Origin of the sequence: Bacillus spizizenii TU-B-10, assembly GCF_000227465.1 — a bacterium.
GTDB lineage: Bacteria > Bacillota > Bacilli > Bacillales > Bacillaceae > Bacillus > Bacillus spizizenii.
Genome location: NC_016047.1, coordinates 2,134,795 through 2,150,840 on the forward strand (window position 1 = coordinate 2,134,795; position 16,046 = coordinate 2,150,840).

General features: G+C 38.6%; 14 protein-coding genes and 3 pseudogenes. 5 read left to right on the top strand and 12 right to left on the bottom strand.

Annotated features, from left to right (window positions below; genetic code table 11):
- Positions 1–90: 90 nt before the first annotated feature.
- The gene (locus GYO_RS32320) at positions 91–1,776 is read right to left on the bottom strand and encodes a methyl-accepting chemotaxis protein (protein WP_014114002.1); all 1,686 of its coding nucleotides are present in this window, start codon (positions 1,774–1,776) and stop codon (positions 91–93) included.
- 312 nt (positions 1,777–2,088) lie between these two features.
- On the opposite strand from GYO_RS32320, the gene hpaB reads away from it, so the two are divergent.
- Positions 2,089–3,540 carry a 4-hydroxyphenylacetate 3-monooxygenase, oxygenase component gene (gene hpaB, locus GYO_RS32325; RefSeq protein ID WP_014114003.1) on the top strand — a complete coding sequence of 484 codons (1,452 nt, stop codon included), beginning with the start codon at positions 2,089–2,091 and terminating at the stop codon, positions 3,538–3,540.
- Positions 3,541–3,604: 64 nt separating this feature from the next.
- Here hpaB and exlX read toward each other — a convergent pair whose 3' ends face one another.
- Complete coding sequence (gene exlX, locus GYO_RS32330; RefSeq protein ID WP_014114004.1) at positions 3,605–4,303, bottom strand: expansin ExlX; 699 nt, start codon at positions 4,301–4,303, stop codon at positions 3,605–3,607.
- 263 nt (positions 4,304–4,566) lie between these two features.
- Complete coding sequence (locus tag GYO_RS32335; RefSeq protein WP_014114005.1) at positions 4,567–5,244, bottom strand: YoaK family protein; 678 nt, start codon at positions 5,242–5,244, stop codon at positions 4,567–4,569.
- A gap of 170 nt (positions 5,245–5,414) precedes the next feature.
- Here GYO_RS32335 and GYO_RS32340 point away from each other — a divergent pair, with 170 nt between their 5' ends.
- Positions 5,415–6,452 carry a polysaccharide lyase family 1 protein gene (locus GYO_RS32340; RefSeq protein ID WP_014114006.1) on the top strand — a complete coding sequence of 346 codons (1,038 nt, stop codon included), beginning with the start codon at positions 5,415–5,417 and terminating at the stop codon, positions 6,450–6,452.
- Between the two features lie 246 nt (positions 6,453–6,698).
- On the opposite strand, the gene GYO_RS32345 is transcribed toward GYO_RS32340, so the two are convergent.
- From GYO_RS32345 to GYO_RS32355, 3 genes are all read right to left on the bottom strand, one after another.
- Positions 6,699–7,472: an acetoin reductase gene (locus GYO_RS32345; RefSeq protein ID WP_041520975.1), complete on the bottom strand. Its 774-nt coding sequence runs from the start codon at positions 7,470–7,472 to the stop codon at positions 6,699–6,701.
- A 245-nt stretch (positions 7,473–7,717) separates the two neighbouring features.
- Positions 7,718–8,149 (bottom strand): hypothetical protein, encoded by a 432-nt coding sequence (locus GYO_RS32350; RefSeq protein ID WP_014114008.1) that lies wholly within the window; start codon positions 8,147–8,149, stop codon positions 7,718–7,720.
- A gap of 154 nt (positions 8,150–8,303) precedes the next feature.
- The gene (locus GYO_RS32355; RefSeq protein WP_014114009.1) at positions 8,304–9,020 is read right to left on the bottom strand and encodes an NPP1 family protein; all 717 of its coding nucleotides are present in this window, start codon (positions 9,018–9,020) and stop codon (positions 8,304–8,306) included.
- 256 nt (positions 9,021–9,276) lie between these two features.
- Between GYO_RS32355 and GYO_RS32360 the strand changes: the two genes are divergently transcribed.
- Entirely contained in the window at positions 9,277–9,960 is a 684-nt protein-coding gene (locus GYO_RS32360; RefSeq protein ID WP_014114010.1) for an SOS response-associated peptidase, read from the top strand.
- Between the two features lie 398 nt (positions 9,961–10,358).
- On the opposite strand, the gene GYO_RS32365 is transcribed toward GYO_RS32360, so the two are convergent.
- The 6 genes and pseudogenes from GYO_RS32365 to GYO_RS32390 all read right to left on the bottom strand — a co-directional run bounded on the left by GYO_RS32365 (position 10,359) and on the right by GYO_RS32390 (position 14,838).
- Positions 10,359–10,661: a hypothetical protein gene (locus GYO_RS32365; RefSeq protein ID WP_041520976.1), complete on the bottom strand. Its 303-nt coding sequence runs from the start codon at positions 10,659–10,661 to the stop codon at positions 10,359–10,361.
- Positions 10,662–10,929: 268 nt separating this feature from the next.
- Positions 10,930–12,108, bottom strand: coding sequence for an oxalate decarboxylase (oxdD, locus tag GYO_RS32370; protein ID WP_080010083.1), 1,179 nt, complete (start codon positions 12,106–12,108; stop codon positions 10,930–10,932).
- Positions 12,109–12,230: 122 nt separating this feature from the next.
- Positions 12,231–12,719, bottom strand: a complete 489-nt coding sequence (locus GYO_RS32375; protein WP_014114013.1) for a DUF4944 domain-containing protein — start codon at positions 12,717–12,719, stop codon at positions 12,231–12,233.
- A 326-nt stretch (positions 12,720–13,045) separates the two neighbouring features.
- Positions 13,046–13,244 (bottom strand): annotated as a pseudogene (locus GYO_RS43915) (hypothetical protein); the annotation flags it as partial.
- A 136-nt stretch (positions 13,245–13,380) separates the two neighbouring features.
- Positions 13,381–13,874: pseudogene (locus GYO_RS32385) on the bottom strand (YozF family protein).
- Between the two features lie 49 nt (positions 13,875–13,923).
- Positions 13,924–14,838: a VanW family protein gene (locus GYO_RS32390; RefSeq protein ID WP_014114015.1), complete on the bottom strand. Its 915-nt coding sequence runs from the start codon at positions 14,836–14,838 to the stop codon at positions 13,924–13,926.
- Between the two features lie 378 nt (positions 14,839–15,216).
- Here GYO_RS32390 and GYO_RS32395 point away from each other — a divergent pair, with 378 nt between their 5' ends.
- Positions 15,217–15,699 (top strand): DUF2975 domain-containing protein, encoded by a 483-nt coding sequence (locus GYO_RS32395; RefSeq protein ID WP_014114016.1) that lies wholly within the window; start codon positions 15,217–15,219, stop codon positions 15,697–15,699.
- A 10-nt stretch (positions 15,700–15,709) separates the two neighbouring features.
- A pseudogene (locus GYO_RS32400) lies at positions 15,710–15,954 on the top strand (helix-turn-helix domain-containing protein).
- Positions 15,955–16,046: the final 92 nt, after the last annotated feature.

A 16,046-nucleotide genomic window follows, 5' to 3' on the forward strand; every position in this document is an offset into this window, starting at 1 on the left:
CTGTCAATGCTAACATCATACCAGCTTCTGATATTGAGGAAGCTTAAAACCCCACCGAATAAGATGGGGTTTTAACGTCATGTAACCTAATTAATATTTAAAACGATGAATGACCGTTTGAAGTTCTTCCGCCAACTTGGATAGAGATTCTGCAGCATAAGAGATTTCCTCCATTGAATGAAGCTGTTCCTGTGATGATTTTGCAACCGCTTCTGTATTTGCTGACGTTTCTTTTGTACCAGCGGCTAATGTATGAACTGTATGCTGAATTACTTCAACGCCTGATGTAAGCTGCTGTGTTGCCGCTGCCACTTCTTGTATTTGAGAAGTGACCTGTTCCACCAAATTCAGTATTTCATTGAAATTCCCTGTTGTCTCTTGAGAAAGAACAATACCTGAGCCCACATTTTCTTGAACAACCTTAATGTTATTCACCGTTTCAATTGATTCATTTTGGATGGTTGTGACCACCGATTGGATGTGATGGGCTGATTTATTCGTTTCATCGGCCAATTTCCGAACTTCTTCTGCCACCACAGCAAATCCTTTTCCTTGTTCTCCGGCTCTGGCCGCCTCGATCGCTGCATTCAGTGCCAGCAAATTTGTCTGCTCTGAAATATTTGTGATTAGCGAAGAAATATCGCTGATTTCTGCTGTGCTCGCTACCAATGCCTGCAAGCCACTGCCGGCTGAATCGACAGATTTATCAATGAACTTCATCTGATCTAACATTTTGTTGACGGATTGAGATCCTATTTCAGCCTTGTCTCTCATCGACGAAGAAAGATCCGCTATGTTACCTGTATTTGAAGCAACAGATGATATACTGTCTAATAATTCAGTAATGGATTCCGCGCTCTTTTCTGTCATTGAGCTTTGCTTCACATTGCTGTCGGCAGCCATCTGCATTGCTCCGGAAATATGTTCAGAAGTTGATTTCGATTCTTCCGCGCTTGCCGATAATTCTTCGGAAGATGCAGCGACTTGTTCAGATGAGCTGCTGATCTGCTTCACAATTTGAGTTAATGAATGGGTAAAAGAATTGAAAGATTGAGCAAGCTGCCCAAATTCGTCCTTATTTTTCACAATGACTTTTTTGGTTAAATCCGCCTCGCCATGAGCAATTTCCTCCAGCTGCCTATTCATACTTCTTAATGGCACCATAATGGACTTTAACAACAATAAGCTTAAAACAATGCCTACCATTATTGATACCACTGTGACAATGATGATGAACCATTGACTCATTTCCCCATTGCTGTGTATTTCACCTTTTAGATCCTCCACCTCTTGATCCAGGCGATCAGACAGCTTATTGACAGCTGGATCTACAACTTCTTTTCTTAACGTTCTTTCTTCTCCAAAATGAATGGTTTCTGCTTTTTTAGGATCTGAAGAATAGGCTTTTAATACTTGCTGATTTAAAGCTCTATACTGAATAATACTTGTTTTAATGTCTTCAATATTTGATTGATATTTCTCTTCATCAATCAAGTCATTGACTCGATCCAGGCTCATTAAGGCATCGTCTGCTTTTTCCTTCATTCCCTCTTCATATTCTTTGTCTCCGGTAATCAGAAAGCCTCTTTCATCATTTGATAAACCGGCCAATCGATATTGGATGTATTTCATTTCTTTTTGGAATTCCATTTTGTCTTTAAGTTCTTCATTCTTTTTCACAGTAGAAGAAATCATAAAAACGGAGGAACCTCCAATTCCAATCATTGAAAGAACTAATATTGATACAATCCCCAGCAATTTTGTTTTCACTTTCATGTGTCGTTTTCCCTTTCTGCACTATGTATGATCGAAATAGCTATTCGCTTACTCCCATGTCAATAATATCGACATGTTTTATCAAGTTTTATAGTGATGTCTTATCCAGTACATAAGCAAATTGTTTACATCTCTGGACAATGCAGAAAAACACGAAAGACATTTACTGCCTTGTCTACATAGTATTTCAATTTGCTCTTTTCTATTCAGGCATACTAAAAAAGGCTTTTCCTATCTCAAATTAGCTGAACAGGCTGTTCTTTCGAAAATATAATACAATACGCAGCATGATGTGAAGGAGCGAAACGCCAAATGGGGATCATCAATGGAAAAGAATTCATTGACCGATTAAATAAACTAGAAAACGAAATATGGTATGATGGCGAAAAATTAGAGGGTAACATTTCTGATCATCCTGCATTTAAAGGAATACTCAAAACGAAAAGCTCGCTTTATGATTTGCAAACGAAGGATGAGTTAATCAATGAAATGACTTATCACCTTCCTGGAGATCTTGATCGAATCGGTCTCTCATATCTTCAGCCTAAAACCAAAAGTGATTTGAGAAAAAGAAGGAACATGATAGAACATTGGGCTAGACATACTCACGGAATGATGGGGAGAAGTCCGGATTATATGAATACGGTCATGATGAGCTTTGCATCCTCAGCAGAGCTTTTAAGAGATAAAGAAAATTGCTTTCCGGAACATATACTAGACATGTATCAGAAAGCTGCTAAACACGATCTTTCCTTTACCCATACATTCATTACCCCCCAAGTGAACCGGTCACAGTCCTATTTGGGGCTAAGTGAAAAACCGATATCTGCTAAAGTGATCGATAGAACTGAAAAAGGATTAATTATACAAGGTGCACGTTTGCTTGCGACTCAAGGCGGGTTAACTGATGAAATCTTGGTTTTTTCGGCACCGAAATTTTATTTTGAAAAGGATGAAGCTTTTGCATTTTCGATTCCATCTAATACAAAAGGTGTCAAATTCATCACAAGAGAATCATTTGTATTAAGCGATTCTGCCTTTAATCATCCCTTAAGCTCAAAGTATGAAGAAATGGATTCAATCGTAGTTTTCGATCACGTGTTAGTGCCATGGGATCGTGTGTTTTTTTACGATAATGTTGAAGCAGCTAAAGACTTTATGACGAAAAGCTCCTTTCATGCCTTTACCTTTCACCAGGTCGTCATTAGGCAAATGATCAAAATTGAATTTCTATTAGGAGTTGCACAGCTTCTGGTCGACACTATTAATGTTTCTGAATACCAGCACATACAAGAAAAGCTCTCTGAAATCATTGTTGGATTGGAAACAATTAAAGCACTTATTGACAAATCAGAAAATGATGCTCAGTTAGATGAATACGGCTATATGCGTCCCAGTTTGATTCCTCTTCAAGTCATCAGTACGATCATTCCTGCTCTATATCCTCGATTTACTGAAATCATACAATTAATTGGCGCTAGCGGAATGGTGACGCTGCCGACAGAAAATGCGTTTGACTCAGAGATACGGGAAGATCTTGACCAATACCTACAAGCAACTAATACAAACGCTGAAGAGCGTGTGAAAATGTTCCGCTTGGCGTGGGATTTAACCATGAGTTCATTCGGAACAAGGCAAACACACTACGAAAGATACTTTTTCGGAGATCCTATTCGGATTTCAAGCAGACTGTACACCAGTTATCCAAAGCAGCAGCAAGTAAACATGATTAAAGCGTTTTTATATGCAGATGTTGATGATTGATATCTAATCTCTTCATGTAACGAAATGAAAAAAACAGCGGGAAAGGTCCGCTGTTTCGTATTTTTTATTCAGGAAACTGTACATGGCCCGGCACTGTATATGCATTAGACGTTCCGCTTTCAGGCAGCTTCGGAATGGTATCTTTCACAATTTTTCCGCGGATGTCAGTCATTCTGACTTTGAGAGAGCCTGTCCCTACATTAGTGCTGACAAAATGGTTATAGTCCATTTTCTCCATGTTAATCCACTTACCATCCTTTTCATATTCCATTTTCATCACAGGATACTTGTGATTTCTGACTTGAATTGCAGCCCACCATCTGCTGCTGCCTTCTTTGATCCGGTACGTGAAGTTGCCGCTGATTGGGGCTTTGACAACACGCCATTTAATATTGATTTTTCCGTCTTTCATATCGCCGATTTTTCGGAAGGCATTAGGTGACAGATCAAGAGCTCCCCGAGCGCCTTCAGGATACAGATCGGTAACGTAGACAATTGTTTTTCCTTTTGGCCCTTCAACTTCCAAATAAGAGCCTGCAAGTGCCGCTTTCACTCCCCCGTAATTGAGATCTGCAGGATTTATTGCTGTAATCTCCATATCGGAAGGAATGGGATCCAGTAGGAAAGCTCCTCCTGAATAACCTGACCCTGTATACGTTGCATAGCCTTCATGCAGGTCGTCATATGCTGCCGAAGCTTGCGGGGAAAAACAAAGGATCATCAACAAAACCATACCAACAATTGCACTGATATTCTTTTTCATAAATCTCCTCCTCAATCCAGACTTCAAATGAGAATCATTATCATTATAAGACTCAATCCATCTGGTTTGAAAGAGGAAATAGATTCATAGATGATTTTAAGACAGATTCACTATCATTCATATATCAAAGGAAGGGTTTTTATGAAAAAGTCAATACGAATGAATGAGTATACCCATCAGCCAAATTCCTTATTTTTATTTGCTGAGCTGTATTCTCATAGCCATAAACGAAATGAAACGAGCTGTTGGCCTGATATCAGCTATTATTTTTCCCCGCTCAGTTTCAACTTAGCTGTCATCATGATGCCAAATATCAGCACAATCGGAACCCAAATGATGATGTCATAAAAATCAGGCTCAGCTAAAGCTACAATAATAGCCCCCACACAATATAAGATAATAGCCAGCGCTCTTAACACAGCATCTCTTAAGAATGTCTTCTTCTGCTTCTTAAAAAACAAACGGCCGGATAAATCCTCTAAAAAAGAAGCCAATGTTCCGGTCAACACAGTTGAAGAAATACCTGCGATCCCCAGCTTTTTCGCTGCTATTGTTTGAATCCCCATGGAAATGCTCAAGAGTGTAATAAGAATATATACAGGAACAAAAGCCGAATAAAAAGAAAGACAAGCAAAGACAAACAAAATGAATGCTTCAAGTGCCAACGCTTTTGTCACAGCAGAAGGCCAAAGGGTATTCTCTGCCTTTCCGACCATCAGTGTTGAAATAATCACGCCGCATATAAATCCGATTAGCGCAGTCAAAGAATTAAAAACTGTAACCTGAAGGGATTTGCCGATCGCTAACCCAAATAATACAATATTTCCAGTCATATTCGCTGTGAACACATGTCCCAGGCTTAAATACCCGATTACATCCACGATTCCAGCTGTTAAACATAAAAGTGAAAGCAAGGTGTTTCGATAAGCTGCTGCAGTCAACGGTGCATCAATCCTTTCTTCTGTTTCAATTGTTAGTGTGTCTTTTAGCGCAATCTGTATTTTAAATAACCCGGCATTAATTAGGAAGATAGAACCTATCATTCCTTTTTATTTACTGTAATAATAATCCTTGCGAGGAAATTATTACATTCGAAAGGAAGCATATTGTGATGAAACGATTTTGTTTATGGTTTGCCATGTTCAGCTTGTTATTGGTTCTCTTGCCTGGAAAAGCGTTTGGAGCCGTCGATTTTCCAAATACCTCAACGAATGGCCTTTTAGGATTTGCCGGAAATGCTAAAAATGAAAAAGGCATTTCTAAAGCGAGTACAACGGGTGGAAAAAACGGTCAGATTGTTTACATTCAAAGCGTAAATGATTTAAAAACCCATCTAGGAGGATCCACTCCGAAAATTTTAGTGCTTCAAAATGATCTTTCCGCATCTTCGAAAACAACAGTTACCATTGGCTCTAATAAAACACTCGTAGGCTCTTACGCGAAAAAAACGCTAAAAAATATTTACTTAACAACTTCATCTGCCTCTGGAAACGTCATTTTTCAAAATCTAACATTTGAACACAGTCCACAGATAAATGGAAATAATGATATCCAGCTTTATTTAGATTCCGGCATCAACTATTGGATTGACCACGTCACATTCTCAGGCCACAGCTATAGTGCAAGCGGTAGTGATTTGGACAAACTCTTGTATATCGGAAAATCAGCAGATTATATCACCATCAGCAACTCAAAATTCGCGAATCATAAATACGGTTTGATTTTAGGATACCCAGATGATTCACAGCATCAATATGACGGCTATCCTCACATGACAATCGCCAACAATTATTTTGAGAACTTGTATGTAAGAGGACCGGGTCTCATGAGATACGGATATTTTCATGTTAAAAACAATTACAGCAACAACTTTAATCAGGCGATTACGATTGCCACAAAAGCAAAAATATATTCCGAATATAATTACTTTGGGAAAGGCAGTGAAAAAGGCGGAATCCTCGATGACAAGGGCACTGGTTATTTTAAGGATACAGGCAGCTACCCTTCTCTCAACAAGCAAACCTCTCCGCTGACTTCCTGGAATCCCGGATCTAATTACAGCTACCGTGTCCAAACGCCGGAGTATACAAAAGAATTTGTCACGAAATATGCCGGATCACAAAGTTCAACTCTGGTATTTGGCTACTGACACAAAAGAGGCCTGCGTAAAAAAACGCCGAGCCTCTTTTTGTACTTATAGGCTATTTTTAAGCGATCTTGTTACACTCCTTCAAGTCAAGGGCCGGTCAAACCAATCTTACCAAAAAGCGTATTTTCTTTTTCACAATAACTTCTCAACCGGCTTTCTTATTATATCAGGTTATCGCAAGTAAATAGAATCCATATGACAAAGTTTCAAAATAGATTCTTCTTTTTGAATGACATTTGTTTTTTATCATCTATAAATTAGACCGCCATCAGTTAATATCGCCTGGCCTGTAATGTAATCTGAATCATCTGAAGCTAAGAATGATACCAGATTAGCAACATCCTCAGGTGTTTGATATCTTTTAAGGGCTATTTCCGAAGAAAATTTTTCAAAAGCTTCCCCCAGCTGCAAATCATCACTGTGTTTCACCATTTCTTCATCAATTCTGTCCCACATTTTCGTTTTTGCGACTCCGGGACAATATGCATTCACTGTTATTTTATACTTCGCCAGTTCTTTAGCAGCTGAATGTGTAAAAGACTTTACCGCGTGCTTCGTCGCTGAATAAGTGCCCAGCATGTCAAATGATTCGTGGCCCGCTATGCTGCATGCGTTAATGATTTTTCCCTTTGTTTTTTGTTTCATAAACTGATCAGCGGCTGCTTGAGTGCCAAAGACAACTCCATTCACGTTAACCTGAAATAATCTATTCAGCTGTTCTTCTGTGATCTCCAAAAATGGTGAAACAGCTTCAATACCCGCATTGTTTACAAAAACATCTAAACGGCCAAACTGATCTACTGCTTCTTTAACCAAATTGTATTGGTCATCACGTTTCGATACATCACCTTTCACTCCAATCACATGAAACTGTTTCTCCTTGAAATCTGAAACAGTTTCATGTAGCAGTGCATCATTGATATCATGCAACACTACACGAAAACCATCTTGACATAGTCTCTCTGCGATGCCTCTTCCTAATCCTCCTGCAGAACCCGTAACTATCGCTGTCTTGGACATAAACATTCCCCTTTCGCAATGAGTTATCGTGACTATATATTTATTTTAACAAATCATTTTTTCTCTACTTCATTTAAACTGCAGAGACAAAAGAAAGCTTGGCTCTAATGCTTCCCGCCCTAGATGCCCATATCAGAGCTTTCTGCGCATAAAAAAACAATTGAATCAATGCCCTTTTCATTCTTATCTTTAGACAGTAAAAAAAGGCCACGCGTTTTAGATCGGCCTTCACATTCAAACTTTTATCAATATTCGTATACATTATCAAACTGATAACCGTATAAACCTTTAACTTTCACTTCTCCACAGTCTTGATCTTTCGTTAGCTCTAAATAATGATTTTTGAACGGCATTGCTTCGGCTTGATCAGTTGCACTTAAATCAAAATGGTTGCCTGTGAAATTTTTCTCACTTAGCGTGATTTCATATCCTGATAAAGACAGGCGGAACATTCTAGCATGAATTGTGCATCCTTCTGCATCATAAATTGTGAATCGGTATCCGAACTGAGACGGAAACCTATTTGGATTTGACTCATCGTACATCATGAACGATTTTTGATTTTCTGTCATCGTAAAACTAACTTTTTCCTCATTTTTCACAATAGCTGCTGAAGCATTCCCTGCATGGATTGTCATCAAAAACAAAGCTAAGATTAACATTAAAAGCTTTTTCATTTCGTTTCCTCCAACCTTTTTATTTCAATCTATTGGAATTGGAAACTTTGATCAATATAAACTTTACTAAATAAGTCTTTAGGGTCAGTTCCTTCAGCTTGTCATGAAAATGCTGAATGAATCTAATGACTAATCCAGCATCATACTTTATGAATTATCTAAACCATGCCTTTTCTAAATGATTTGTGAAATTAGGATCCTTAAAAGGGACATTCGCTTTACCGAAATCCGTTATATTTAAAGCATTTCTCGCTACCGGTGTTAAGTCTTCCCACCCGATTAATGGCTGAGTGCCCCCTGCATGATCACTAATATGCAGTTCATGATTTAAAGGCCATGTGCTGTCATAGGCAATTAATGGATGTGTATCCTTCATATTGCTTTCATTTGGTTGAACATTCGTAAATTTTCCGTGTCCGGAGTATGCAATTGATAAAACTTTCGGATTTTGATTAGCCGGATTGTCGATCCAAACTACGATTCCTTCCCAGTCATGTCTATGACCCAAACCTGGGGAAGCCTCATCCTTTGGAAAATACCAAGCATACATAATTGCCCACACATCATTGTACCAGGTAGAACGTGAATAAACTTGTCCAGTATGTTTGCTGCAACCCCCTTCAGGCGCTCCAGTTGGCTGTAACCCGCCACTCGTATTGCCTTGTGCATCTACTGCCGGAAAGGGCACACAGCCGCTATAAACCTTCAAATACGGCTGGAACCGTTTTGCGGCTTTTTGAGTAACAGAGGTTGGAGCCACTTCATTGAACCCTACTACTTTGTCATGATCGATGACAGCAGCATCAACTGTTGGAACTAAGCTGATAAAAGCGAAAAATGTCATCAAAACAGCAAACACTATCTTCTTCATTTCATTTTCCTCCTTATCGCATTCGTTATGTAAAGCCTAAGCTGCAAAGTCATTATACAAATAATGGAACCCCCATTCAATCAAGTTTACAGAATCTTAAAACCAATAAACATAATCTCTACAATTGTTCTGCCACTCTATTGAATGAATACATTGCTTCTTTACATTCAACTGTTAGCCAGCAACCGTTTCGCCTTTTTGATTTTCATGTTTCCAGCCTGTACAATATTCTAAAACCCGAAAAAGGATGATGGACATGTGCGGCAGGTTTACTTTATTCTCTACATTTGATGATATTATTGACCAGTTTGACATCGATCAATTTTTGCCTAAAAACGAATACCATCCAAGCTATAATGTCGCACCATCACAAAACATCCTGGCAATCATCAATGACGGATCACATAATCGCCTAGGCAAGCTTAGATGGGGTCTTATTCCTCCCTGGGCAAAAGATGAAAAGATCGGCTATAAAATGATCAATGCTCGGACTGAAACAATAACCGAGAAACCGGCCTTTCGAAAACCGCTTGTCAGTAAACGCTGCATCATTCCAGCCGACAGTTTTTATGAATGGAAACGGCTTGATCCCAAAACCAAAATTCCGATGCGGATCAAACTGAAATCATCTGCTCTTTTTGCGTTTGCCGGGTTATACGAAAAGTGGAAAACACATCAAGGGGACCCTCTTTACACCTGTACAATCATCACAACTACGCCTAATGAACTCATGAAAGATATACACGACCGAATGCCGGTTATATTGACTCATGATCATGAAAAAGAATGGCTGAATCCTCTGAATACAGATCCGGATGATCTGCAAAGCCTACTCCTGCCTTATGATGCAGATGACATGGAAGCATATGAGGTTTCACCATTAGTGAACTCACCTAAAAATAATTCACCTGAGCTTCTTGATGCACAGAATCGTATGTAGTGATAGAACTACTATAATAAGATTATGTAAAAAAGCTTTGTTTCTTAATGCCAATCCACCCTAGATATAATGAATATTTAGTACATAGATCAATTAGTTATTTTATACGATTGATTTAAAATAATATTATTATGTAAACAGAAATAAATAAGCAATGTAAACTCCTTCAGACAATGGGGTTTACATTGCTTATTCATCTAACCCTTTGCAGAACAGCAAAGGGTATTGTAGCATCTAGAATGAAAATCTCTTTACTTTTCAGCTTTGTCAGAAAAATAACTGAACCACATTAAACTTACGAAACCTGCAGCACCCATGATTGTAAATATGATATAAGCCCATGTGGATAAATCCATACACTTCCCCACCTAAGAAATAAATTAAGGAAGCTTTTATCTTCAATTAAGATCTACTTCTTTCTTTTTCGTGTCCAATTTTATACTAATAAAAATGTTGATGATTGCAGCTGGAAGATATAAAATTCCTACTCCCAGAATGCCTGAAATGGTACTTAAACTTACTATGTAACTTTTTGTCAAGGCTTGACTGTCAATCAAAATTAGAAGTGTAATCAATCCAGCTAAAACACCTACAAACCAAGCATTACCAAAAGCATAAGAATCATCCAACACTCCTAGCCATTGCCCCAATATTGAGATTCCAATAGCAGTAAAACTGGATAAGAAAGTGAGTGCTTTCATTCTCGCCCTCCGTATTAAAGCCATTGTCATTTTACGTAATCAACTGATTAAATATTTTGAAAACCGCTATCAGTAATGGTTATCATTTCCACATAAACATTTTAAAGCCCATCACAATACAATGCAAGCAGAAAAACCCTACATAACGTATACATAGGGATTTAATAACTGTTTATTTATTTTAATGAAATACGCATGACCACATTCAGCCTTACTGTAGCTTTTAACTTAACAATAGTGAAAGCCATTGTATGATCGGTTAACTTCTTTACGTGTCGGGATATTTCACAACAGGCACTTTCTTCTTACGCAGAGAATCGAGCATGACTGATCCAGCATTCAAGTTGCTTTGCACTAATTCTTTAGGCGTCAATGCCATCCACTGATTGAGGGATATATCTGCATAGCGGTCACTTTTGAACATTTCTAAAAACCATAACGTTTCTGTACCAGTGTTTTGTACATAATGTCCAGCATTAGAAGGCACGTATCCAACGTCGCCTGCTCTATAATCAAATGTGCGGGCAGTCCCATTCCCGATAAATACTGTCATGCGTCCCTGCCCTGTCAGATAATACTGCCACTCATCGCTATTGGGATGCCAATGAAGCTCTCTCATCGCGCCAGGCTCAATCTGAACAAGTGCTGCCGCGATGTTTTTAGAAATCGGAAAGTTGGAAGAGTCAACAATTCGTACGCTCCCCCCAGGCGTTTGAATGGGGGTTTGATTCAACAACTCATATTTAAAGGGCAAGGGGACTTTTCCGTATGGTGACTGAATGTCTTCACTGGCGGTTGATCCCGGTACATTACCTTGATAGATATAGACTTGTTCTGAAGGAAGAGAGTGAAAAGCATTCTCCGGCACACCAAAATTTGCAGACAGAACATCTTTTGGCGTGTGCGCAAGCCAATCTGAAATGGTTAACGTTGAAAACTCAGAAAAGTTTCCATCATCGAAAACGAGGAGAAATTCGCAATGTTCCAATCCTTGAATGGAATGCGGAATTCCTGCGGGAAAGTACCAAAGATCGCCAGGGCCAACATCAGCAATGAAATTTCGTCCTTCTTGGTCAACAGCTGTAATACGGGCCCGTCCCAAAAGCATATAAGCCCATTCCGCTTGTTTATGCCAATGAAGTTCGCGTACTCCTCCCGCAGTTAAGCTCATATTTACTCCTGCAATTGCGGTCGAAATCGGAAGCTGCCTGACGGTGATTTCACGTGACCAGCCGCCGTGATCTAATTTCATGGGAGCATCTGAGAATGAAAATCTCAAGTTAGGAATCATACCTTCGTCTGTAAGAGGCGGAACAAGTATATTCGGATTTTGAATATCCCGCATCATATTTCGCGGACCCGCATCAATAGCTCCGGCTCCATCACTTCGAATAGGCTGCTGCACGTTTCTGTCATCATGATTGATTGGTTGTTTTTCCAACAGCAAGCACCTCGTTTTAGAAATTAACAAGTTTTTATTCCAGCCTATGCAGGGTTTCATATTGCTGTGCCTAGAATTCCGCAAATAAAAAAGTGACCGCCAATGTGGTCATCTATTCATCAAATAAGCTATCTTTTATACCATGGCTTCTTATGTAATTTGATTTCTTCTGTCTGTTTTTTCTCGCCTGTTTTCCACTCCACTTTCACCAATACATCATGTCCTATCACTTCATCTTCAGGCATATAATTAAAGGTAGCGATGTGGTCCTCCATATGTCCTCCCCCTGGCATTTCTTCACCAGTGTATTCTGATAAGTCGTACTCATCTATGTTATCATCTTGATACTTTTTGCCATCTACATACAGAGTAATTCTTTCAACAACAGTCCTTTTCTCGTCTTTCTTACTCCCCTGCCAATACAAATTTAAAAAGTAATTAGGTCCAATTGACGTCTTATCTGATTTTTCAAGGTTAGAAACCCACAGTCCGCTTCTTCCGCTACCCTCATATTTCACTTTGTTTCCTGAGATCATTACATTGATTGCTGCGATGCAGATTATCAAGAATGCAGCAATCATCAACAGCCATTTTTTCATGTTGTTCTTTTTTCTCATGTTTTTCCCCTCTTTCTTCACTCTTTAGTAGAAAAATGTGATCAAAATGTTACTGAAAAGAAAATAAAAAAGGAGCCAGTGATTCAACAGATGGCTACTCTACACTTTTTGAACTTAAATTAAAGGGTTAGAGACAAAATTATAAACATGCTCTTACATACATTTTTTGCTTAGTCAATAACCTCCAAAATTATTACATTATTTAACAAAAATCCCTATGATTATGGTAATATCTTAGAAAGAGGAGTTAGGTGAGTAGGATTGCTTTAGAAATGGTTGCTACTGCGCTGACAAGAAGTGATTCAACTGCTTGTTCATTTTAATACTTCTCTATTCGTATTCAATAAAGACTTTGTGATCATCAACAAACATTTCACTTCCATCAGATAAGTGTATCCAAAAAGCTTTCTCTGGTTCTTCTCTATAGTCAAAAATTGCAGTAACTTTGACGCTTGACTCATTTTTGATTGGTTTTCCAACTGTTATTTTCGTTTTTTCCTCTGGCAAAGTAATGGATCTAATCATAAAACCATCCCATCTTATTAGTTTTACTCTCCCTCTCCCCTTTCCTTTCTCCGCAGTATGCTTGCTTATCTATATAAGAAATATGAATATTCTATTTCAATGACTGACAAATTTTAAAATAAGCTGCTTTTAACACTTAATGAACACCATCTTCAGTGAACTTAAAGGTCTGTTTTAAACGGCGTCCTTCTTGCCCCTTTTGCGTCCAGATAATCACAACTTCTAATTCAGAGGCTTTATCTGCCAGCATAAAATGCTTGAACCTCAACGGCGAGCCATCGTTTAAACTTTCAGCTAACGTTTTAGCATCCTCTATTTGATTTACACAATTTTCATCGGGGCATCCAAAAAGTGAAAACCTTGTGATTGAATCAGGATCATTTCTATACAATTGCACATCTACTGTAGCTGCTTCTTTCCCATGTTTTTGACTTCCAAGGAATAAACATTATATTTCCCTTTCTTAGGTGAAGCAAAATCCTTTGCATTTTTTGCTTCACTTACTTCTACAGACCACTGTTCTGTTTTTTGTGTAATGGGCAACACCGTAAAAGTAAGGGCGTGCGCTTTTAATTGAACAAAAGCAAACGCAAATAATATAACATATAAGAAAAATAATACCTTCTTCACTTCATTTATCCCTCCTTTCTTTTTCAATAGCTTGTCCTATAATAGTATCCTATTGCCGCTCAGCATTTATTTCTCTCGGTATTTGAGATGGGGCTTTAGGAACTTTTCTCAGCTTGTTGTTGATCACATCAGAAGAGTAAAGCGTAACAATCATACTTCCCCCATGTCGTTTTGCCCGAATGAGTATTGGCTGGTTATATTGGTTTTGAAAGAGAAAGTCAGGACCTCCCCAGCTTACTGTAGCATCACGTCCGGGCGGAACATATGGCACGCTTCTTGTATGAGAATAGCGCTGAACGATTCGCAGCCCTGCGCGATCGACTGCATTAAATAGTGTAGATGATACCTGACAAATTCCTCCGCCCACACCTTCCGACAACTCACCTTTAACAATAATGGGCGCACTCTTATATCCTTTGTCCCGAGTTCTCATTCCGACAACTTGGTTAAATGAAAATGTCTCATTAGGGAAAACAACATGATTGTCAATCGCTTTTGCAGAAAGAGAAATATTATGTGATCGGCTTTTATTATTCGAATTAAAATATGTTACGTACTGACCAAGCCGCTGCGTACTAATGTGAGCAAGCATTTCGCTGTCAACTTTCGGATAAATGTTCAATTCCGGCACTTCTATCTTGGAGGGGCCTTGGCCATAGAAATATGCATAAAACTTTTCCATAAATGCCTGTTGATAGAGTTTGTAACCAACCCTGCCCGGGACGATGCTTCCCTGTTCGTTAAGCACAGCATTTATCGGCTCCCGGTAAACTTGCTGATCCAGCTGTTCGATGAATTTACGGTACTTTTCATGGTCAATCATCGGAGTACCGGGAAGAGGCATTGTAAAGTTTTCACGATTAACAGTAGCAATCGTCCGTCCTTGCTGTGTGACCGTTAAGCTGTCAGGCGGCCCGCTCGGTTGAGCAAATAATAAAAGACCAGTGATCCAAATTTGTATCATAAGCGGTTTACCTCCCGACCATTAGTATGAACAGCAGCTTATCCTTTGATGTATTTCTTCCCATCGTTTGTTTGAATATTTAGATGTTGATTCACTTTTTTTAGAGAAAATAGAAAAGCCCTCATAAGTGAGCTCTCTAATTATTCTTACCAATTCCCTGAGCTGACTGAAGCACACAGCTCAATTCGTTGCACAAGTTTAAAATCGACTAAAGTTATAGAGCATCTCCCTGGAATGAGGAATGCTTTTTTTGCTTGTCTAAAATGAAAAAGATCCCTTATAACAACAATAAAATAATCTATTTCAATACTTTTTTATTGTAAAACGATAAATTTCATGTTAAATTCAAAATGACAATAAATCAGTGAGGTGCTTTTTATGAATCGAGTCTCAACACTCTTTTTAAAGATTGCCGTTATTCTTATTGGAATTCCGATTCTTGCTTTGTGCATTTTTGTGGTGCCTAAGATCGCCAATTATGCAGCAGAATTATTACCAAATATGGCTTATATACAATATCTCGTTTTCGTCTTTTTGTATGTAGCGGCGATACCTTTTTACTTTGCTCTTTATCAAGCGTTTAAACTTTTAAGCTATATTGACAAGAATAAAGCTTTCTCTAAAATGTCTGTAAAAGCTTTGAAGAATATAAAATACTGTGCGGTCACTATCAGTATCTTGTTTGCGGCAGGCATGCCATTCTTTTATCTGATGGCCGAGATAGACGACGCCCCGGGTATCATAGTCATCGGATTGGTCATTATTTTTGCTTCAATGGTGATTGCAGTCTTTGCTGCTGTTCTTCAAAAACTCTTAAAAGAAGCGATTGATATAAAATCAGAAAATGACTTAACGGTCTGAGGTGATGAACATGGCAATTATTATCAATATTGATGTGATGCTTGCTAAAAGGAAAATGAGCGTAACAGAGCTTTCGGAGAGAGTTGGCATCACGATGGCTAATCTTTCGATATTGAAAAACGGAAAAGCAAAGGCCATTCGATTATCAACTTTAGAGGCGATTTGTAAGGCTTTAGAATGCCAGCCCGGAGATATTTTGGAATACCGAAGTGATGAAGACACACAGGATTCATAAAGAAAACAAAAGAAAAATAAAGTGATTTGGTGGTGATCCTATGGACGCAATCCTATGTCCATTTAGCTGCTATACGAAGCGTGCCTTACATATATTCAGAATATACCTTTGG